This is a genomic window from Kitasatospora sp. NPDC001225 (genome assembly GCF_053597855.1).
Genome location: NZ_JBSFJC010000301.1, coordinates 1 through 3,430, shown reverse-complemented (window position 1 = coordinate 3,430; position 3,430 = coordinate 1). Strand labels below are relative to the sequence as shown.

The following is a 3,430-nucleotide window of genomic DNA, read 5'->3' as shown; positions in this document are numbered from 1 at the left end:
GCCCGGCCGACTTCCCGTGCACGGCGCCCCGGAACGCCAGCGCCCCCGGATCGGCGGGGGTCACGGGCGCCGGGCCACGAAGACGAACTCCCGCCCGGGCCGGTCGGGAGCGTCGCGGACCTCCTCCAGCACGTAGCCGTGGGCGGCCAAGTCCCGTTCCACCTCCGCCCGTTCCCGGAAGCGCAGCGTCGAATCCGACGTCAGCACCTGCCCGTCCGCCGCGAACACGTACGTCCACCGGAACGTCACCAGCGGCCCGCGTACCCCGACCAGGTCGACCCAGCTCTCGACGGCACCCGCGCCCGGGACCTCCGTCACCCGGTGGGAGCGCTCGCGCGTCCACTCCTCCCAGGCGCGGGCGCCCGGATCGCGGGTCTCGAAGACCAGCCGCCCGCCCGGCCGCAGCGCCGCGAAGGCCCCCCGCAGCGTCCCCCGCCAGGCCCGCGGACCGGCGATCGCCTGGGCGACGTTCGCCGTCATCGTCGCCAGATCGGCGCGCAGCGGCGGCAGGTCCGTCGCGTCGCCGTGGATCCACCGCACCCGCCCGGCGCCCGGTTTGGCCCGCGCGACCTCCACGGAGGCCAGGGCGGGATCGACGCCGACCACCTCGAACCCGCGGCCGGCCAGCAGGAGCGCGAACACCCCCGTGCCGCAGCCGATGTCCAGCACCCGGCGCGCTCCGAACTCCCGTGCCATCGCCAGGTAGGCGTCGAGGTCGCCGCGGTCGGGGTCGAGCGGGTCGTAGAGCGCGGCGAGCCGCGGGTGCCCGAAGCATGCGTCAGCCATGGGACGACCGTAGGCGAGGCCCCGTCCGGCAGCAGGCAGGTCTACACCATTTCGTCCAGGGCTGGCCGAATCCGGCCTCCCGCCCGCCGCCCCCGCCACCCGCTCGCCCGGGTGCTCAGCAGTCCCGCGAGCGCCTGCGGCCACTCCCGCCCGGGCCGTCGGGTTCCGGCCGAAGGCCCCGGCGCCGCTTGTCCGTCGGCGAACCGACGAGGAAGAGTAGGAGCACCGCCGGCCGGCGATCGTGTCCAACTCCCCGCACAAGAGAGGACATTGCCATGACCGACGACGTGTACGAGCCCCCGGTGATGATCGAACTCGGCGACTTCGCGGACCTCACCCGGGGCTTCGACATCGGCAACCAGTCCGACGTCCACGGCTACTACCTCGCCCCCTGAGGACCGCGCCGTGAACGGCCACCGGCGGACCTGGTTCGTGGTCCTGCCGGACACCGACGCAGCAGCCGCGGTGGCCGCGGTGTGGGGCACGGCCGAGCGCCGTGCCCTGCACCACCCCAGCGGCCGCCCCTGGATCCTCGGCCACTGGCCGGCCGACGAGGCGGTCACCGCCCAGGCCGGACCGGTCGCCCTGGCCGTGTTCGGCACCAGCGACACCGACACCCACCAGCTGCGCCGCCGCGCCGAACACCTCCGCGACCCGCGCGACGCCCTCGCCCTCACCCACACCGACGGCCCGGCCGGCAGCCACCACCTGATCGCCACCGTGCGCGGCACCGTCACCGCCCGCGGCTCGCTGTCCGGACTCCACCGCCTCCACCTGGCCGAGGTCCACGGCGTCCCCGTCCTGTCGGACCGGGCCGACGTCCTGGCCGCCGCGGCCGGCCTCACCCCGTCCACCGAACGCCTCGCCCTGCGCCTCGCCCACCCCCTGCCGCACCCCGCCGACACCCTGCCCCTGTGGCCCGGCATCACCCCCGTGCCACCGCACCACACCGCCCTGCTCGCCCCCGGCGGCCCCGCCCGCACCCTCGCCCACTGGCAGCCGCCCGCCCCCGAACGACCCCGCCCCGAAGCCGCGACGGCCCTGCGCCACGCCCTGCACCGCGCCGTCGCCGCCCGCACCCGCGACGGCGGACTCGTCGCCGCCGACCTGTCCGGCGGCCTCGACTCCACCCCCCTGTGCTTCCTCGCCGCCACCGGCCCCGCCGAGCTGCTCACCGTCACCATCGGCTCCCTCGACCCCCACCACGAGGACGCCCCCTGGGCCGACCGCGCCGCCCGCCACCTGCCCGGCACCCGGCTCGTCCTGCCCGCCGAGGACCTCCCCGCGATGTTCGCCGACACCGACACCCCCGGCCCCCAGGGCGACGAACCGTTCGCCTGGACCCGCACCAGGGCCCGCGACGAGGCCGTCGCCCGCCTCCTCGCCGCCCGCGGCGCCCGACTGCGGATCAGCGGCGAAGGCGGCGACGAAGTCCTCCAGGCCCTCCCCGCCTACCTGCGCACCCTCGCCCCGCGCCACCCCGCCACCGCCGCCCGCCACCTGCGCGGACACCGCGCCCGCCTGCGCTGGAAACTGCCCGACGCCCTCGGCGCCCTCGCCGACCCCCGCCCCTACCCCGCCTGGCTCGCCCACGCCGCCGACCGCCTCACCCACCCCGCGCCGCCCACCACCCAACTCCTCGGCTGGGGAACCGAACCCCGGCTGCCGCCCTGGGCCACCCCGCACGCCGCCGCCCTGGTCCGCGACCAGCTCAAGGCCCTGCGGGGCGCCCGGCCCCTGGCCCCGCAGCACGCCCAGCACCAGGTCCTGCGCACGGTCCGGCACAGCGCCTCCGCCATGCGCCAGCTCGTCGACGCCACCGCCCGCGCCGGCACCCCGTACAGCACACCCTTCCTGGACGACCAGGTCCTCGACGCCTGCCTGGCCGCCGACCCCGCCACCCGCGGAACCCCCTTCGCCTACAAGCCCCTGCTCACCACCGCCCTCGCCCCGGACGTCCCCGCCGACCTCCTGCGCCGCACCGGCAAGGGCGACTTCACCCCCGACGCCCACCAGGGCCTCGCCCGCCACCGCGCCCGACTCGCCGCCCTCACCGAGGACAGCGCCCTGGCCCGCGCCGGCCTGATCGACCCCGACGCCCTGCGCCAGGCCTGCCTCGGGCTCTACCCCACCGGCACCCCCTACGCCGCCCTGGACGCCACCCTCGCCTGCGAACACTGGCTGCGCGCCCACGGCAGCCGCCACCACGCCGCCACCACCGGAGGGACCTGATGCCCGCCCAGCTGCGCCCCGACGTGACGCTCACCCCGACCGACGACGGCGCCGTCCTGCTCGACGAGCGCTCCGGCCGCTACTACCAGCTCAACCGCACCGCACTGCTCGTCCTGCGCTCCCTGCTGGACGGCCGCACCGCCGAGGAGACCGCCGCCGACCTCAGCGCCCGCCACCCCGTCACCGCCGACCGGGCGCGCGCCGACGTCGACCGGCTGCACGAGACCCTGCGCACCGCCGGACTGGTCACCGGCGGACCGGCCGGCACGGGAGCGGGCACCGCCGGATGAGCCTGCACGCCCACGCCACCCGCGCCGGCCGCCCGCCCTGGCACCGGCGGCCCGCCGCCCTCGCGGCGATCGGCGCGGCCCGGCTCGGCAGCAGGGTCAGCGCCCCCAGCACCGCCGACACC

Annotated in this window: 4 protein-coding genes; 3 read left to right on the top strand and 1 reads right to left on the bottom strand. The window is 77.6% G+C overall.

Translation table 11 applies throughout. The features are described from left to right. Window positions 1-60: 60 nt before the first annotated feature. Complete coding sequence (locus tag ACWDCZ_RS39545; protein ID WP_449818493.1) at window positions 61-786, bottom strand: class I SAM-dependent methyltransferase; 726 nt, start codon at window positions 784-786, stop codon at window positions 61-63. A gap of 275 nt (window positions 787-1,061) precedes the next feature. On the opposite strand from ACWDCZ_RS39545, the gene ACWDCZ_RS39540 reads away from it, so the two are divergent. The 3 genes from ACWDCZ_RS39540 to ACWDCZ_RS39530 are packed head-to-tail and all read left to right on the top strand — an operon-like array spanning window position 1,062 to window position 3,308. After that, on the top strand, window positions 1,062-1,181 hold the full coding sequence (locus tag ACWDCZ_RS39540) for a lasso RiPP family leader peptide-containing protein (RefSeq protein WP_107086612.1): 120 nt from the start codon (window positions 1,062-1,064) through the stop codon (window positions 1,179-1,181). A gap of 10 nt (window positions 1,182-1,191) precedes the next feature. After that, window positions 1,192-3,018: an asparagine synthase-related protein gene (locus ACWDCZ_RS39535; protein WP_449818492.1), complete on the top strand. Its 1,827-nt coding sequence runs from the start codon at window positions 1,192-1,194 to the stop codon at window positions 3,016-3,018. Next, the gene (locus ACWDCZ_RS39530; protein WP_449818491.1) at window positions 3,018-3,308 is read left to right on the top strand and encodes a lasso peptide biosynthesis PqqD family chaperone; all 291 of its coding nucleotides are present in this window, start codon (window positions 3,018-3,020) and stop codon (window positions 3,306-3,308) included. Before ACWDCZ_RS39535 ends, ACWDCZ_RS39530 begins: the two co-directional genes overlap by 1 nt. The last annotated feature ends 122 nt before the right edge of the window (window positions 3,309-3,430 follow it).